The 14,451-nt window shown below is 62.7% G+C and carries 17 protein-coding genes and 1 tRNA gene; 3 read left to right on the plus strand and 15 right to left on the minus strand.

Going from position 1 to position 14,451, the window contains the following annotated elements; all coding sequences use genetic code 11:
• Positions 1–16 precede the first annotated feature (16 nt).
• Positions 17–706 (minus strand): crotonase/enoyl-CoA hydratase family protein, encoded by a 690-nt coding sequence (locus G9C89_RS14230; protein ID WP_172149063.1) that lies wholly within the window; start codon positions 704–706, stop codon positions 17–19.
• A 460-nt stretch (positions 707–1,166) separates the two neighbouring features.
• On the opposite strand from G9C89_RS14230, the gene G9C89_RS14235 reads away from it, so the two are divergent.
• Positions 1,167–1,256 (plus strand) — tRNA-Ser (locus G9C89_RS14235).
• 236 nt (positions 1,257–1,492) lie between these two features.
• On the opposite strand, the gene G9C89_RS14240 is transcribed toward G9C89_RS14235, so the two are convergent.
• From G9C89_RS14240 to rloA3, 3 genes are all read right to left on the minus strand, one after another.
• On the minus strand, positions 1,493–1,822 hold the full coding sequence (locus G9C89_RS14240) for a type II toxin-antitoxin system RelE/ParE family toxin (protein WP_172149065.1): 330 nt from the start codon (positions 1,820–1,822) through the stop codon (positions 1,493–1,495).
• Positions 1,819–2,055 (minus strand): type II toxin-antitoxin system ParD family antitoxin, encoded by a 237-nt coding sequence (locus G9C89_RS14245; protein ID WP_172149067.1) that lies wholly within the window; start codon positions 2,053–2,055, stop codon positions 1,819–1,821. The genes G9C89_RS14240 and G9C89_RS14245 overlap by 4 nt, the downstream gene beginning before the upstream one ends.
• 180 nt (positions 2,056–2,235) lie before the next feature.
• Complete coding sequence (gene rloA3, locus G9C89_RS14250; RefSeq protein ID WP_390623819.1) at positions 2,236–2,781, minus strand: retropepsin-like aspartic peptidase RloA3; 546 nt, start codon at positions 2,779–2,781, stop codon at positions 2,236–2,238.
• A 178-nt stretch (positions 2,782–2,959) separates the two neighbouring features.
• Between rloA3 and earP the strand changes: the two genes are divergently transcribed.
• Both earP and efp read left to right on the plus strand, forming a co-directional pair.
• Positions 2,960–4,093: an elongation factor P maturation arginine rhamnosyltransferase EarP gene (earP, locus tag G9C89_RS14255; protein WP_172149069.1), complete on the plus strand. Its 1,134-nt coding sequence runs from the start codon at positions 2,960–2,962 to the stop codon at positions 4,091–4,093.
• A 46-nt stretch (positions 4,094–4,139) separates the two neighbouring features.
• Positions 4,140–4,712: an elongation factor P gene (gene efp / locus G9C89_RS14260; RefSeq protein WP_172149071.1), complete on the plus strand. Its 573-nt coding sequence runs from the start codon at positions 4,140–4,142 to the stop codon at positions 4,710–4,712.
• Positions 4,713–5,052: 340 nt separating this feature from the next.
• On the opposite strand, the gene G9C89_RS14265 is transcribed toward efp, so the two are convergent.
• The 11 genes from G9C89_RS14265 to G9C89_RS14315 all read right to left on the minus strand — a co-directional run bounded on the left by G9C89_RS14265 (position 5,053) and on the right by G9C89_RS14315 (position 14,412).
• Entirely contained in the window at positions 5,053–5,772 is a 720-nt protein-coding gene (locus tag G9C89_RS14265; protein ID WP_172149073.1) for a lipoyl protein ligase domain-containing protein, read from the minus strand.
• Positions 5,769–6,479 (minus strand): 2-oxo acid dehydrogenase subunit E2, encoded by a 711-nt coding sequence (locus G9C89_RS14270; protein WP_256674191.1) that lies wholly within the window; start codon positions 6,477–6,479, stop codon positions 5,769–5,771. The genes G9C89_RS14265 and G9C89_RS14270 overlap by 4 nt, the downstream gene beginning before the upstream one ends.
• Before the next feature lie 3 nt (positions 6,480–6,482).
• A complete protein-coding gene (locus tag G9C89_RS14275; RefSeq protein WP_172149075.1) occupies positions 6,483–6,716 on the minus strand; it encodes a lipoyl domain-containing protein in 234 nt (77 codons plus the stop codon).
• Positions 6,713–7,744 (minus strand): alpha-ketoacid dehydrogenase subunit beta, encoded by a 1,032-nt coding sequence (locus G9C89_RS14280; RefSeq protein ID WP_172149077.1) that lies wholly within the window; start codon positions 7,742–7,744, stop codon positions 6,713–6,715. The genes G9C89_RS14275 and G9C89_RS14280 overlap by 4 nt, the downstream gene beginning before the upstream one ends.
• Positions 7,745–7,770: 26 nt before the next feature.
• Positions 7,771–8,841 carry a 2,3-butanediol dehydrogenase gene (locus tag G9C89_RS14285; RefSeq protein WP_256674202.1) on the minus strand — a complete coding sequence of 357 codons (1,071 nt, stop codon included), beginning with the start codon at positions 8,839–8,841 and terminating at the stop codon, positions 7,771–7,773.
• A 64-nt stretch (positions 8,842–8,905) separates the two neighbouring features.
• The gene (locus G9C89_RS14290) at positions 8,906–9,895 is read right to left on the minus strand and encodes a thiamine pyrophosphate-dependent dehydrogenase E1 component subunit alpha (protein WP_172149081.1); all 990 of its coding nucleotides are present in this window, start codon (positions 9,893–9,895) and stop codon (positions 8,906–8,908) included.
• 22 nt (positions 9,896–9,917) lie between these two features.
• Positions 9,918–11,498 carry a GMC family oxidoreductase gene (locus G9C89_RS14295; RefSeq protein WP_172149083.1) on the minus strand — a complete coding sequence of 527 codons (1,581 nt, stop codon included), beginning with the start codon at positions 11,496–11,498 and terminating at the stop codon, positions 9,918–9,920.
• 54 nt (positions 11,499–11,552) lie between these two features.
• Positions 11,553–12,071: a transcriptional initiation protein Tat gene (locus G9C89_RS14300; RefSeq protein WP_172149085.1), complete on the minus strand. Its 519-nt coding sequence runs from the start codon at positions 12,069–12,071 to the stop codon at positions 11,553–11,555.
• 372 nt (positions 12,072–12,443) lie between these two features.
• The gene (locus G9C89_RS14305; RefSeq protein ID WP_172149087.1) at positions 12,444–12,938 is read right to left on the minus strand and encodes a SprT family zinc-dependent metalloprotease; all 495 of its coding nucleotides are present in this window, start codon (positions 12,936–12,938) and stop codon (positions 12,444–12,446) included.
• 111 nt (positions 12,939–13,049) lie between these two features.
• A complete protein-coding gene (locus tag G9C89_RS14310; RefSeq protein WP_172149089.1) occupies positions 13,050–13,649 on the minus strand; it encodes a Yip1 family protein in 600 nt (199 codons plus the stop codon).
• 166 nt (positions 13,650–13,815) lie between these two features.
• A complete protein-coding gene (locus tag G9C89_RS14315; protein ID WP_172149091.1) occupies positions 13,816–14,412 on the minus strand; it encodes a DNA-J related domain-containing protein in 597 nt (198 codons plus the stop codon).
• Positions 14,413–14,451 lie beyond the last annotated feature (39 nt).

Consider the following 14,451-nt stretch of genomic DNA (forward strand, 5'->3'; position numbering starts at 1 on the left):
CTGGCATCGTGCGGGCTTAGAGCGGGAGTTGCTTGTCCAGTTCGATGGCCTGGTCGAGGGTTTCCAGCAGCGCCTTGCGCACCTTCAGCTTGGTGTTCTTGTGCGCGCTCATGTTGATCTTCTTCATCTGCTGCGCGACCGCCTGGGCGGTAGCCAGCAGTTGCTCGGCGGGCACCAGCTTGTCGAGGAAGCCGGCATTCATCGCGCCTTGCGGGTCGAACATCTCGCCGTTGATCACCGAACGCTGGAACGCCGCTTTGCCCAGGCGGTCGCGCGCCAGTTCGATACCGACATGGTGCATGGTCATGCCAATCTGTACTTCGTTCAGGCCGATGCTGAACGGACCTTCGACGCCGATGCGGTAGTCGGCCGAGAGCAGGATAAAGGCACCCTTGGCCACGGCGTGGCCGGGGCAGGCAACGATGATCGGGAACGGGTGGGTGAGCATGCGCCGCGCCAGGGTCGAGCCCGCAGCAACCAGGTTGACCGCGTTCTGCGGGCCGGAGGTCATCACCTTGAGGTCGTAACCGCCGGATAGAATGCCCGGCTGGCCGGTGACGATGACGATGGCCTTGTCCTGCGCGGCACGATCCAGTGCGACATTGAAGGCGGCAATCACGTCTGGCGAGATGGCGTTCACCTTGCCGTTGCACAGGGTCAGGGTGGCAATACCGTCTTCGAATTGGTAGCTGATCAGGTCGCTCATTGCGGGTTCCTTGTACTGAAGTACCACAGACGTTACCCACCCGCACCGGCCAGGTAAAGCGCCGCGGCTGACTGGTGAGTCAGTTGCAGCGGACGATTACAGCCTATCGGCCCGATCGGCACAGGCAATTGGCGCCATGCTCGTGCGCTGTCTTGGCGTGACGTCGGGCTTGGGCGAGAGGTAGTGATCATGAGAAACGACAAGTTGGCCATTTACTGGCGTGCCGCACGCGCCGCCAAAACCCGCAGGGGGGATTGCCGTATTCCTGTTCCGCCTGTTTATTTCCCCCGGCTTCCGGCTATTCGTTCGCCAGGGTTTCGCGGCAACGCCCCGGGCTTGCCGAGCCGATACCGAGCATTCGGCATAAGCGCATGAATCTTCTGAAAAAAACTTTTGCCTTTGGCGAGCTGTTCGGCTAGATTAGCGCGCCTCGACAGACACCCAGTGTCAGCCGAGATCCGGTGAAGTGTCCGAGCGGTTGAAGGAGCACGCCTGGAAAGTGTGTATACGAGAAATCGTATCGTGGGTTCGAATCCCACCTTCACCGCCACTTTCGCAAAACCCCTGAGAGAGCAATCTTTCAGGGGTTTTTTGCTTTCCGGTTTTTGCTGGTGTCGATAAAGTGTCGAAAACGCCCGTCAGTCGAAGTGCGACCAGGGCCGCAGGGTAATCCCCCCATTTTTAGCACTCGCCAGAAGTAGAGGTCAGGCCGCGCGGGCCAACTTCTGTTTGGGGGTGATGCCTCCCAGAAAGAAACAGTTTATGGGCGCTGAGCCGGGCGAGATATCAGTGAGTAGGGCTATCGCTCAGCCAAGCAGGAATATCCCTCATCCCGTGGAGGACGCGCCACACGTCAATATGATCGTCGCGCTCTATATAGAACACGAGGTGCGGGTAGCGCTTCAGCGGCCAGCAGTGCAATCCCGGCAGGTCGAGTTCGTGGGCGTAGCGGGTTGAACCGGCAGATGGGTGACGCCCGATGTAGGTATATGCCTTTTCCAAAGCATCAATGAAGCCAAGCGCGGCCTGTTCGGTGTCTTCGCTCAGGTAGTAGCTGATCGCGTCATCAACATCCTGGCTTGCCAGCGCTCTCGGGATAACCGGTTTCGCCTTCATCCCTGAGTGTTCCGCACCTTGGCGCGTAGCGATTCGAAGTAGGCGCCATCGGCAGGCGCGGTGGAGGTGGACTCCGCGCCAGCGAGGAGCAGGCGACGCAGGTGTTGCCGATCATGATCCTTGCGAATCAGCTCGCGAACGTACTCGCTACTGGTGCTGTAGCCACGCTGGCTAACCTGCTCATCGACAAAGCTTTTCAAGGCTTCGGGGAGGGAGATGTTCATGGTGCTCATGACGAAATCCGCCTTTCATGGCAAAATTTGGCAAAGAAGCTACATCCTACCGCTAATGGCTGTGTCGATAAAGTGTCGAAAACACTGTGTCAGAAAGCGGCGAATCGACACGCAGGGGAGGGCGGAAGTCCCCATATTGCAACGGTTTGCGACGGCGGATGGGGCTTCGCTGCAGGTAAATCAGGCGCTGGACGCAGACTTCGCGCAATCAGGTTTCGCGGTAAAGGTTTTGTTGGAATCCACCAGGCCAACCTTCTCCAGGGTGCGCCGGCCGACCAGCACCGGATAGTTCATCCGGTCTCGATCATTCAGTGAGAACTGCTCTTCATATACCTGGTTGCCCAGGCATACCTTCATCAATACGACTGGGCGTCTCTCTGCCCCGCCGGCGCCGCGCACCTTGATGGCTCGTTCTACCTGGCGCTCGAACTGGGCGTTCACTTGCTTATTGGTGGCGATGTCTTCCAGCTCGATGTTGAAGCGTACCCAGTCTTCGCCATCTTTCTTGAAGCGTTCGATATCTTCGGCATGCATCGAGGAGGTCAGTGCGCCCGTATCGAGCTTGAACTTTACCGCCAGATTCTCAGGCAGGATCAATCCTTCCTCAACCCAGCCGAGCACTTGTTGAGTTGAGGCGAAAGCGGGTGCGGTGCAGAGCGAAAGCAGCATCGCCGACTGCAGCAGGCACTTTGAAAGTCGATTGTTGAGTGGTTCTTTATGGAACATAGGCGACCTCTTTTATTAGCTTGCTAAGAGTTAAGTAGAGTCGTCAGCCGGCAATATGTTCATTCAAGCGCTGCTGCAGGGTGGATCCAGCGTGGCGGCGCCTCGGTTTTTTCGTTGCTGGCGTTTGCCCAGAATCCTCCTGCGATTTAAGGTCTGCCAATCACTGAGTGGAGTACCTATGCGCGTCACCTGGGACATTTTCTGTAGCGTGGTGGATAACTACGGCGATATTGGCGTGACCTGGCGCCTGGCGCGGCAGTTGGCGGCCGAGCATGGCGTGACGGTGCGCCTGTGGCTGGATGACCTCGGCGCGTTCGTTCGCCTGTGTCCCCAGGCCGACAGGCACGCGGCGCAGCAATGGCGGCAGGGCGTGGAAGTTCGCCAGTGGCCGCTGCCGTGGCAGCCTGTGCAGCCGGCGGATGTGGTGATCGAGGCTTTTGCCTGCGAGTTGCCGGCCGCTTATGTCGCGGCGATGGCGGCGCGACCGCAGAAGGTGCTGTGGCTGAATCTGGAGTACCTCAGCGCCGAGGACTGGGTCGAGGGTTGCCATGGTTTGCCGTCCTTGCAGTCCAATGGGTTGCAGAAGTTCTTCTTTTTCCCCGGCTTTACCGCAGGCAGCGGTGGCTTGCTGCGCGAGCGCGATCTGCTGGATCAGCGCCGGGCGTTTCAGGCCGATCCGCTGGCCCGTACGGCTTTTCTCCAGGGGCTGGGGGTGGCGCCGATTGCGGAGGCGCGGCTGGTGTCGTTGTTCGCCTACGAGAACCGCGCCCTGGCCAGTTGGCTGGAGGTCCTGGCGGCGGACACCCGGGTGACCCAGTTGCTGGTGCCGGAAGGGCGCATTGTTGCCGATCTGCAAGCTTGGCTCGGTTGCGCGGCGCTGGTTGCCGGCGATCGCCAGCGGCGCGGTCAGCTGCATGTCGAGGTGTTGCCTTTCGTCGAGCAGGATCAGTACGACCGCCTGCTCTGGAGTTGTGACTTCAATGCGGTGCGCGGTGAGGACTCGTTCGTTCGTGCGCAGTGGGCCGGGCGGCCATTGCTCTGGCATATCTATGGGCAAGAGGAGGACGCCCATTGGGACAAACTCGAGGCGTTTCTGGCGCTTTATACCCAGGGTTTGTCGCCTGCCGCGAGTGCGGCGCTGGAGGGGCTGTGGCGGGCGTGGAATGCCGGTGACGCCATGGGCGCGCGCTGGCAGGCGCTGTTGCAGGTGTGGCCGGAACTGGCCGAACATGCCGAGCGCTGGTGTCTGCAACGGGCTTCTCAGGCCGATCTTGCCGAGGCACTGGTAGAGTTTTACCAAAATTGGCTATGATATGCGGCCTAGATTTCCGTATCTCCATCCAAATCCGGATATTAGTATGAAAACCGCACAAGAAATGAAGCCCAACAGTGTGGCCCTGATTGACGGCCAGCCTTGGCTTATCCAGAAAGCCGAATTCACCAAGTCCGGTCGTAACAGCGCTATCGTCAAAATGAAGCTGCGCAACCTGCTGACCGGTTCCTCGACCGAGACCGTGTACAAGGCCGACGACAAGCTCGAGCCGGTTATTCTCGATCGCGTTGCTGTGACTTACTCCTATTACAGCGAGCCGAACTACGTCTTCATGGACGATGAGTTCAACCAGTACGAACTGAACAAGGACGACCTGGAAAGCGTTATGCCGTTCATCGTTGACGGTATGACCGATATCTGCGAAGCCGTGTTCTTCGAAGGCAAAGTGGTTTCGGTCGACCTGCCGACCACCATCGTTCGCCAGATCACCTACACCGAAGGTTCCGCTCGTGGCGATACCTCGGGCAAGGTGATGAAGACCGCCAGGCTGAGCAACGGTACTGAAGTCAAGGTTGCCGATTTCTGCAACATCGACGACTGGATCGAGATCGATACCCGCACCGGCGAGTACAAGTCCCGCGCTAAAGCGCCAGTCTAACTACTGGCTTTACCCGCGAGCAGAAACAGCCCGGCCTGGTGTCGGGCTTTTTTCTGCCTGGGGTTTGTCGAGCGGCCTGCAGGTTGGCCTGAGCGCCTGTGAAAAAACTCCCGCCTACTGCGAGCACTTGGAGATGACCTTGCGGCGCCGTTGGATATGTTCACAACCTCCGAGTTGTGCGACGTTCAACGACGGCGATCGTGAGTCGTAAAAAGTGCAGGCTGTCGAGCACGGCGCGTCGGGCCGACTCGTTCGGCATACCCTGCCTGGTATCGGTGGCGTCTGAGGGTGGGGGCGGCGCGACGAATTAAGGAGGTGGCCGTGCTGTTGTGCGCGTGCCTCATCCCCCCGCGGAAAGCACCAACCCGGCTGCATTGAGCTGCTGCCGGTAGCAATCGAGCAGGCTGTCCGTAGCCGGCCAGACATCCTCGAGCAGCTCGTCCAGCGCCACATGGCTGGCGACCCGGCAACGGCTCGGCAGGTCGCAGCCTGCATAGAAGCTATTGACCACCTCGACCATCGACTGGCGCTGGTTCTCCAGCAGCACCGCGGCGTGGGCCAGGCACACGTGACGGCCGTCGCTCGGTCGCCGACGCCAGCGTTGCGCGGTGCCGGCCAGCTTGCGTTGCTCCAGGGTGACGTTGTAGCGGCCGTCGCAGAAGGCGCCGTCCACTTCGCCCAGGCCGGGGTCCAGGCCCAGACCGCGCAGCCAGGCGCGCAGCGGTTCGCACAGGCGCAAATAGGCGGTTTCGATGCGTTTCTGTTCGTCGTCGTGCGCCGGCACGGCATAGGCCAGGGCCACGTTGAGCACCGCCGACGACTGCGGCACCGGTTCGCCGCCGGTGTCGCGCAGGGCTACCGGCCAGCCCTGCGCCACGCAGGCGGCCTCGGCGGCAGCGAAGCCGTCCAGGCGGCCCAGCCGGCGCGGCATCACCAGCGCCGCATCCAGCGGGCGCCAGAGCAGCAGCCCGCAGTCGAGGGCGCCGGCATGCACCCGATCCAGCAACTGCCGTTCCGCATCTAGGCCGGCTTCGACCGGCAGTCGCTGTATCGATGTCATGTCACCTCGCTGTGTTCCAGTCGCTGGCACAGGTCGTCGAGAAAGTCCGCCGCCGGCGCGCCGTTCACCGCACGGTGATCGAAGGTCAGCGACAGGCCGATAAAGTCCCGTTCCATCAGCGTGCCGTCGGCCTCGCGCTGCAAGCGCCGCTGGCTGCCGCCGATGCCGATGATCGCCACCTGCGGCACATTGAGGATAGGGGTGAAGAAGCGTACCCGCGACAGGCCCAGGTTGGATACCGTGATGGTCGCGCCGGTCAGCTCCCTGACCGACAGCTTGCCGGCCTGAGCCTTGTCGACCAGGGCGCGGCGTGCGCTGGCAAGCTTCTCGGCATCCAGGCGCTCGGCGTCGAACAGCGCCGGTGCCACCAGCAGGTCGCCGGCCAGCGGAATGGCCAGGCCCAGGTGCACGGCCTGGTAACGGGTGATCTGCTGGTCCTGCAGGGTGGCGTTGAGGCTCGGGTGCGCGGCCAGGGTCTGGACGATCTCGTGCAGCAGCAGATCCTGCAACGAGACCGCACTGCCGGCTGCCTTCAAGCGCGCACGCCGCGCCTGCAGCGCGGTCAGCTCGCACTCGGCGTGGTGGGTGAGCTGGGCGGCGCTCTGCAGGCTCTCGTGCATCTTCGCCGCGATCATCTTGCGCATGCCCTTGAGCGGCACTGTAGTCGTGCCTGGCAGGCAATCCGCTGTTTGTGTCATGGCAGTCATGGGCTACTCCACCAGGCCGATGGTCGCGCCCTTGGCGATCACCGCATCTTCTTCCGCGAGAATCTTCAGCACCCCGGCGCAGGGTGCCTCGATCTCGAACTGGGCCTTCTCGGACATGATCTCGGCGACCAGGTCGCCCTGGCTGACCTCGGCACCGTCGCTGACCAGCCAGGCGGTGATCACCGCTTCGGCGTCGCCGTCCCAGAGGTCGTCTGCAATCAGGATGGGAGTACTCATCGGTTTTGTTCCTCGTGCATCTGTTGGTAAGCGGCCACAATTTTCTCGGCATTGGGCAGGGCCCATTGCTCCATGACCGGGGTGAAGGGAATCGGGATATCCGGGAAGGCCACCCGCTGCGGGCTGGCCTTGAGCATGCCGAGGTCGTGCTCGACCACGCTGGCGATGATCTCGCCGCTGACGCCGAAGCTGTGATAATCCTCGTCGACCACGATCAGCCGGCCGGTCTTGCGTACCGAGGCGATCACGTGGGCGCGGTCCAGCGGTACCAGGCTGCGCAGGTCGATAACCTCGGCGCTGACGCCGTCCTGTTCCAGTTGCTGAGCCGCGCGCAGGGCGTGGTGCACGCCGACGCCGAGACTGACGATGGACACATCGGTGCCCTCGCGCACGGTCTTGGCCTTGCCGATTGCCAGGCAGTAGGGCTCCTCCGGCACGGCCACCGTGGCGCCTTTCTCGGTGCCCAGCCAGCCCATGCCCTGCAGGGCCTTGTGGAACAGGAAGATCACCGGGTTGTCGTCGCGGATCGCCGCGGTCATCAGGCCCTTGGCGTCATAGGCGTTGCTCGGCACCACCACCTTCATCCCCGGCAGGTGGGCGAAGGTGGCGTACAGGCACTGCGAGTGCTGGCCGGCATCCGAGTAGCCGGCGCCGGTGGAGGCCATCAGCACCATCGGCACCCTGACCTTGCCGCCGGAGAAGTAGGTGTTCTTCGCCATCAGGTTGTAGATGGCGTCCATGCACACGCCGAAGAAATCGACGAACATCAGCTCGACGATCGGGCGCATGCCGTCGGAGGCGGCGCCCACCGCCGCGCCGATAAAGGCGGTTTCGGAGATCGGCGTGTCGCGTACCCGCGTACCGCCGAACTCTTCATGCAGGCCGCGGGTGTTGCCGAATACCCCGCCGAGCGGGCCGATGTCCTCGCCCATTACGAACACACGGGGATCGAGGCGCATTTCCTGGGCCACCGCCTCGGCCATGGCGCGGGCGACGGTGAGTTTGCGTTGTTTGACTACTGTGGTCATGGTTGTCTCCTGGAATTATTGGCCGGTTAGATCGCCAGCGCGCTGGGGCTGACGATGATCTTGACGTTGTGATCCTTGTTGTTTACCAGCTCTTCGAAGCCCTGCTCGATGATCTGCTGCAGGCCGATCCGCCCGGTGATCAAGGGCGTGACGTCGATGCTGCCGTCGGCGATCAGGGAGATCACGTCGGCGAACTCGCCGGCATAGGCGAGCGAGCCGATGATCTGTTTCTCGGTGGCGACGATCTCGAAGAAATTGAACTCGCTGGGCTCCTCGAAGATGCCGATCATCACGCAGCGACCGGCCTTGCGAATCACATCGATGGCCAGCTTGGCCGTGGTTTTGTGGCCGATGCACTCAAAGGAGACCGCGGCGCCGTAGCCCTCGCTGAGCTCGCGTACGGCGGCGATGGCGTCGCACTCGCTGGGATCGATGACGTGGCTGGCGCCGACTTCCAGGGCCTTGGCTTTGCGTGCGGCGGACATCTCCAGGGCGATGATGCGCGTGGCACCCGCGGCCTTGGCACACATGATGGTGCACAGGCCGATGGTGCCGGCGCCGACCACCACCACGGTCTGGCCGAGCAGGTTGCCGGCCTTTTTCACCGCATGCATGCCCACGGCCAGCGGCTCGATCAGCGCGCCGGCCTCGCTGGGGAATCCCTCGGGCAGGCGGTACAGCAGGTTGGCCGGCACATTGACCAACTCGGCGAAGGCACCGTTGTTCATCAGCCCGGTGAAGGCCAGGTTCTCGCACAGGTTGTACTGGCCTTGCCGGCAGAACAGGCAATGGCCGCAGTGCTGGCAGGCATCGGCCGCCACCCGCTCGCCGCAGGCAAAGTCACTGACGCCTTCGCCCAGGGCGACGATCTCGCCGCTGAACTCATGGCCGAGGATGCATTGCCCCTGCAGCCCGGTGAGCGGGTGCGGGCTGTCCATCGGGATGAACACCGGCCCGGCCAGGTACTCGTGCAGGTCGGAGCCGCAGATGCCGCACCAGTGCACCCTGATCTGCACCCAGCCGGATGGCGGCGTGCCGGGAAGGGCGACCTGTTCCAGGCGGATGTCGCGGCGTCCGTGCCACACCGCGGCGGTCATGCTGGCTTGCTGGTTCATAAGCACATCCTTTCTGTCTGTTGGTATTGGCGTGCGGCTACGACGCTCAAACGAAAACCTTTTCCAGCGCTTCTTCGGGTGCCGGGTAGGGGCTTTCGCGGGCGAACAGCACGGCCTCGTCGACCCGCCCGCGGGCGCGCGCGGCGATCTCCTCGGCGGCGCGCTCATCCAGCACACCCAGCTCGAGCAGACGCTGGCGGTAGGCCGGGATCGGGTCCTTGGCCTGCAGCGCTTCCTTCTCGCCGGCGGGGCGGTACTGCTCGCCGTCGCCCATGAAGTGGCCGGCCAGCCGGGAGGTCTCGATCTCGATCAGGCTCGGCCCGCCACCGGCGCGGGCGCGCTCGATGGCAGCAGCCGCAGCGGCGAAGATGGCGTCGGCGTCGTTGCCGGGGACGAACACCCCGGGCATGCCGTAGGCCGCCGCGCGCAGGTAGTTGCGCTCGATCGCGGTGGAGGCCTGCTTGGCCACCGAGATGCCCCAGGCGTTGTCCTCGATGACGAACACCACCGGCAGCTTCCACAGGGCGGCGAGGTTCAGCGTCTCGTGGAAGGCGCCCTGGTTGGCCGCGCCCTCGCCGATAAAGGCCACCGCCACGCCGGGCTTACCTTGCAACTGGCGCGACAGCGCCGCGCCCACGGCCGGGCCCATGCCTTCGGCGATGATCCCCGAGCAGGAGAAATTCACCCGGGCATCGAACAGGTGCATATGGCCGCCACGGCCGCCGGACAGGCCGGTCTTCTTGCCGAATATTTCGGCGAGCATCTCGTTGAGATGCACACCCTTGGCCACGGCAATGTGGTGCGGGCGATGGGTGGCGGTGACGATGTCCTCGGCATTCAGGTGCGCGCAGACGCCAACGGCGCAGGGCTCCTGGCCGTTGGACAGGTGCATTTCGCCGGGAATCGGCCCGTTGGCCATGTTGAATACCGGGGTCTTGCCTTCCATGTAGATGCGCTCGATGGACTCCTCCAGGTAGCGGCTGACGAGCATCTGCTCGAACATCCAGAGGCGCTGCGCGTTGCTTGGTACGGTCATGTGCTGGGCTCCATTGTTTCAATCAGAGGGCACGCTGGCTGAGCTGCGTGCCGATGTACTCGGCCTGGCGCAGGGCCAGGGCGACGATGGTCAGGGTCGGGTTCTGACCTCCGCTGGTGGTGAACTGGCTGCCATCGGAGACGAACAGGTTGGGAATGTCGTGGCTCTGCCCCCACTTGTTGACCACCCCGTCGGCGGCCTTGGCGCTCATGCGGTTGGTGCCCATGTTGTGGCTGGCCGGGTAGGACGGCAGGCGAATCACCTCGGTGGCGCCGACCGCCTCGTAGCACTTGCGGGTCTGTTCGACGCCGTGCTCGCGCATGGCGATGTCGAAGGCATGGTCGTCCTTGTTCACCACCGGCACCGGCAGGCCGTACTGGTCCTTCTCGCTGGCGTGCAGGGTGATGCGGTTGCCCTCCATGGGCAGATCCTCGCCGCACAGCCAGACCCCGGACATATGGTCGTAACGCTCCATCTTCGAGGCGAAGGCGCGGCCCCAGCCCTGCGGCGTCGGATCGAGGAAGGCGGACATGAACGGCAGGCCGAGCGACAGCACTTCCAGGCGGTAGCCGCCGATAAAGCCGCGGGAGGTGTCGTTGTACGATTCGTCGGAGATCACCCCGGCGCAGGTGGTGCCGCGGTACATGTGCACCGGCTTGGGCAGGGTGGCGTAGATGCCGGCGGTGGTGTGGGTCATGTAATTGCGTCCGACCTGGCCGGAGGAGTTGGCCAGACCGTCCTTGAAGGTCGGCGATTCGGAGTTGAGCAGCAGCCGTGGCGACTCGATGGAGTTGCCGGCCACGCACACCACCCGCGCCTTCTGCCGCTGCTGGCGGCCCTGGGCGTCGGCGTAGACCACCGCGTTGACCTTGCCGCGCGCATCGTGCTCGATGCGCAGGACCATGGACTGCGGACGGACTTCGCAGTTGCCGGTGGCCTCGGCGCGCGGGATGTCGGTGTAGAGGGTCGACCACTTGGCTCCGATGCGGCAGCCCTGCATGCAGAAACCGATCTGCATGCAGCCCGGCCGGCCGTCGTAGGCCTGGGTGTTGATCGCCATCGGCCCGGACTGGATTTCCTGGTAGCCCACCCGTTTCGCCCCTTCGGCCAGCACCTTGAAGGAGTTGTGCCACTGGTGGTACGGCATGCCGGTGGTGGGGCCGGTCACGCCCATGTGTTGTTCCGCCTTCACGTACCAGGGTTCCAGTTCCTCGTAGCCGAGCGGCCAGTCGAGCAGGTTGGCACCCTTGATCTCACCATTTTCCGTGCGCATGCGGAACTCGAAGTCGCGAAAGCGCAGGGCCACGCCGGCCCAGTGCACGGTGCTGCCGCCGACCGCCTTGACGATCCAGGCCGGCAGGTTGGGATGGTTCTGTGCCACGTCCCAGCCGCCGGTGGCGATGCGTTTGTCGAGCCAGGAAATCTTGTTGAACATGGCCCATTCGTCGTTCTCGATGTCGGCCATCTCGAAGCGTTTGCCGGCTTCCAGCACCACGCTGCGGATGCCCTGCTTGGCCAGGGCGTGGGCCAGGGTGCCTCCGCCGGCACCGGAGCCGATGATGACCACGACGTCGCCGTCGTCTTGTGCGAATTTCGCTGCCATGGGGTGTTCCCCTCATTGTTGGAATTGGATGAGCTGCGTTTGCCGGGGTGTGGGTCAGAGCCAGTCGAGGTCGTTGTAACCGCGCGCCAGGTAGCCGCCTTTCTCCACCGAGGAGCCTTCGTAGCCGAACAGTGGGAACAGCGCCGGGTTGTCGTAGAGGCCGAACATCAGGGCATTGCGCACGGCGCGGAAGAACGGCCCGGTTTCGATCTCGCGCAGCAGGGCGACCCGGTCGTTTTCCGTGCCGAGGGCCTCGAAGGGCTGAGCGTGCCGCCGCTCGGCGCTAGCCTGCAGTTCGCGCAGGCCGTCTGCGATCAGCTCGGGCTGCTGGGTCACCAGTTCGGCCAGTGGCTTGGCGTAGTGCAGGTCGTTCAGGCGGTCATGCGGGTAGATGTCGCGGCCCATGCGCAGCAGGCCCTGGGGCAGGTCGGGCAGCGCCTCGTCGGCGAGCAGGGTGACCGGGATCAGTTGCGCGGCGACGGCCGTGACGCCGAGGGCGAGCAGGGACTGGCCGGAAAGGGACATGAAACGCCGGCGCGTGAGGCCGGTGTCGGGGCTGGGAGAGTCATGCATGGCAGTGCTCCAGGCTATTGCCGGCACAGCCTGCTGTGGGATCAGGTGTGGCCGGCGCTCATTGTTATGTGCCGAGAGGACTGTTTCTCCTCTCTCGATAACCCTTGAGCAGCTTGCGTGCCAATGCTTTATTTTGTGGTTAAGTTATTGTTTATTAACGATTTTATAGGATTATAGAAGATGCTTTTGCGCGGCGCCGTAATGCACCTGTAAAGCGAGAATCTTTACAGGTGTAAAACATCTGTAAGCGGGATTGCCAGCCTTGGGGTGTGCGACGCAGGCACGCGAGTTTGTTCGGGCCGGGTCTGGGGCGACTGCTGCGGAAAACGGCACATAGCCGTTCGTGATCGATTTAGCAGGGGAGCGCGCCGCTCACTCCACCCGCTGTTCGCCGGTAAAGCTCAGGGTCACCTTGCAGCGCCGGCAGAAGTAGCGGCGGCCTTTGCCGACCAGGGCATGGCGTTGGGCGGAGAAGGGGAACTCGCCCTGGGGGCAGCTGCAGCGGTAGATGAAGCGGCTGACCTTGCGGCGCTTGACGTCGTAGCTATGGCAGCGGTTTGGTGGCAGCTCATAGACGCCGCGCATGATCAGTTGCCATTCCTCACCGTGAGGCTGGATCTTCAAGCCAAACAACTGATGGGCGATCAGGTGCGCCACTTCGTGGGCTACCGTCTGCCTGAGGAAATCTTCGCGGTTGTCCCGGTACAGCTGCGGGTTGAAGCGCAGCTTGTTCTCCGTCAGGTGTGCCACTCCGGCCTTTTGTCCACGCAGTTTGAAACTCACCTCGGCACGGACGAAGCGCTGCTTGAAAAAGGCCTCGGCCTGCTGGTAGCAGGTTTCGACACGGGCGTGGATGTGTTCGGGCATGGGCGCAACCTGAGGACGACGGCGCGATTATGCCTAAGCCGAACCGGTACGGCAGCCCTAAAACGACGAAACCACCGCAAGGTGGTTTCGTCGAGTCTTTGTAGTCATGCCTTAGCTGGTATAGACCGGGCCTACCCCAAGCCCCCAGAGAATCACCGAGCTGGCGATCATCGCCACCAGTACCACCAAGCCGACCGCGAGTACCGAGCTGGAGAACATGAAGCCCTCGTCGTCGGGAATATTCATGAAGGTTGGTATGCCCACATAGAGCAGGTAGACGGTGTAACAGATGGCCAGTGTTCCCACCACCATGGCCAGCCACATATTTGGATAGAGTGCCGCCAGGCCGCCAATGAACAGGGGCGTCGCGGTGTAGGCGGCGAACACGATGCACTGGGTCAGGTTGGGGCTGGCGTCGTAGGTACGTGCCATCCAGTGAATGAAGGCGCCCATCACCGCAACACCGGCAAGCATAGCCAGGTAGGTCATGATGGTCATTTGCAATGCGCTGGCTTCGGTCAGCATCACCGGTGTCCGATCACCGATGGACCAACCAACCTGGGTGGTGCCGATAAAGGCCGAGATCGCCGGAATCGCCGCGAGCACCAGTACGTGGGTGAGATACATGTGGCTGATGGTTTCTTCTTCGCCACGAATTTCCTGCCATTCCTGATCGGGATGGGTGAAGAGCCCCCAAACGTGATGGATCATGCCAGACACCTCCTCTTGTTATGCGATCGCCCCCCAGCGAAGTGCCCGGCGCGCGTATGCAGCGCCACCGGGTACTGGGCCGAACCTATGCGACCGTATGTCGCAGTATAGGCAGAGGCTTGAGAGAGTGAGGGGGCTCGACTTAGAGCAAATTAGTCTCTGAAGGCTAGCTGTAATAGCGTTCCAGAATTTCCATGGCTTTGTTGATCGACTGCAGACGCGCAGTGCTGCCGCCTCGATCCGGGTGATGCAGGCTGACCAGTTGCCGGTAGCGATGCTTGATCAGCCCGATATTGAGCACTTGCTGGCTGTCATTCAGCTCGAACAGTTCCAGGGCTGCACGCTTTTCCTCGCCGCCTTGCATGCGTGTCCAGAAACTGGCCAGCAGCTCTTCCACATCCTGTTCGTCGGTGTCACTCAGCTGGTTGAGGTCCAGGTAATAGTCGCGCAACGGGTCATGCTCGCTCAGTTCGGCGCTGCCGGCCTGGTAGGGCAGCAGCTGGATGTGCAGCGGGCTGATCTGGACAAAGCCGAGTCGTTCGCCCCATAAGCGCTCGCGCAGCCGGTACAGGGCGTTGAATACCAGGAAGTGGGTGCGAAACAGCACCAGTTTGTCGGTCAATGGCAGGTGGGGAATGTGCGTGCAGTGGCGATCTTTCAGCTGTTGGATCAACTGGTATTCGCCAATCCCGGCAGGGGCAGCCTGCAGCAACTGGTGCATTTGATCTGCCAGATCGGCAGAGGGATCAAGTTCGACGTTCATCACCCGAGCCTAGCATTTCAGCATGATTGGGGTAGGGCG

This window comes from Pseudomonas tumuqii, from assembly GCF_013184545.1.
Lineage (GTDB): Bacteria > Pseudomonadota > Gammaproteobacteria > Pseudomonadales > Pseudomonadaceae > Aquipseudomonas > Aquipseudomonas tumuqii.

Excerpts from the sequence above, each read along its gene's own strand:
- G9C89_RS14230 (WP_172149063.1), bottom strand. The coding sequence starts at position 706 with ATGAGCGACCTGATCAGCTACCAATTCGAAGACGGTATTGCCACCCTG.
- G9C89_RS14240 (WP_172149065.1), bottom strand. The coding sequence starts at position 1,822 with ATGAAGGCGAAACCGGTTATCCCGAGAGCGCTGGCAAGCCAGGATGTT.
- G9C89_RS14245 (WP_172149067.1), bottom strand. The coding sequence starts at position 2,055 with ATGAGCACCATGAACATCTCCCTCCCCGAAGCCTTGAAAAGCTTTGTC.
- rloA3 (WP_390623819.1), bottom strand. The coding sequence starts at position 2,781 with ATGTTCCATAAAGAACCACTCAACAATCGACTTTCAAAGTGCCTGCTG.
- earP (WP_172149069.1), top strand. The coding sequence starts at position 2,960 with ATGCGCGTCACCTGGGACATTTTCTGTAGCGTGGTGGATAACTACGGC.
- efp (WP_172149071.1), top strand. The coding sequence starts at position 4,140 with ATGAAAACCGCACAAGAAATGAAGCCCAACAGTGTGGCCCTGATTGAC.
- G9C89_RS14265 (WP_172149073.1), bottom strand. The coding sequence starts at position 5,772 with ATGACATCGATACAGCGACTGCCGGTCGAAGCCGGCCTAGATGCGGAA.
- G9C89_RS14270 (WP_256674191.1), bottom strand. The coding sequence starts at position 6,479 with ATGACTGCCATGACACAAACAGCGGATTGCCTGCCAGGCACGACTACA.
- G9C89_RS14275 (WP_172149075.1), bottom strand. The coding sequence starts at position 6,716 with ATGAGTACTCCCATCCTGATTGCAGACGACCTCTGGGACGGCGACGCC.
- G9C89_RS14280 (WP_172149077.1), bottom strand. The coding sequence starts at position 7,744 with ATGACCACAGTAGTCAAACAACGCAAACTCACCGTCGCCCGCGCCATG.
- G9C89_RS14285 (WP_256674202.1), bottom strand. The coding sequence starts at position 8,841 with ATGACCGCCGCGGTGTGGCACGGACGCCGCGACATCCGCCTGGAACAG.
- G9C89_RS14290 (WP_172149081.1), bottom strand. The coding sequence starts at position 9,895 with ATGACCGTACCAAGCAACGCGCAGCGCCTCTGGATGTTCGAGCAGATG.
- G9C89_RS14295 (WP_172149083.1), bottom strand. The coding sequence starts at position 11,498 with ATGGCAGCGAAATTCGCACAAGACGACGGCGACGTCGTGGTCATCATC.
- G9C89_RS14300 (WP_172149085.1), bottom strand. The coding sequence starts at position 12,071 with ATGCATGACTCTCCCAGCCCCGACACCGGCCTCACGCGCCGGCGTTTC.
- G9C89_RS14305 (WP_172149087.1), bottom strand. The coding sequence starts at position 12,938 with ATGCCCGAACACATCCACGCCCGTGTCGAAACCTGCTACCAGCAGGCC.
- G9C89_RS14310 (WP_172149089.1), bottom strand. The coding sequence starts at position 13,649 with ATGATCCATCACGTTTGGGGGCTCTTCACCCATCCCGATCAGGAATGG.
- G9C89_RS14315 (WP_172149091.1), bottom strand. The coding sequence starts at position 14,412 with ATGAACGTCGAACTTGATCCCTCTGCCGATCTGGCAGATCAAATGCAC.